The 238-nt window shown below is 58.0% G+C and carries 1 protein-coding gene; it reads right to left on the bottom strand.

Going from position 1 to position 238, the window contains the following annotated elements:
• Window positions 1–238: aldo/keto reductase (locus SB754_RS22800; protein WP_410784540.1), on the bottom strand; the 238-nt coding region annotated here is incomplete at both ends.

Genomic DNA, 238 nt, shown 5'->3' on the forward strand with positions numbered 1-238 from the left:
ATGAGGTCCACCAGCCGGTCCGAGGAGAAGTTGGAAACGCCGATGGCCCGCGCTCCGCCGTCGTGATGGATCTTTTCCATCGTCCGCCATTCGCCGTAAACGTCGCCAAAGGGCTGATGGATCAGATACAGGTCAACATAATCCATGCCCAGATACTGCAGCGAGGTGTCAAAGGCCCGCTGGGTGGTGGCCTCGCCGTTGTCCTGGATCCAGAGTTTGGTGGTGATGAACAGTTCGT

The organism is Leifsonia sp. SIMBA_070, from assembly GCF_046534635.1.
In the GTDB taxonomy this organism is placed as follows: Bacteria; Actinomycetota; Actinomycetes; order Actinomycetales; family Microbacteriaceae; genus Leifsonia.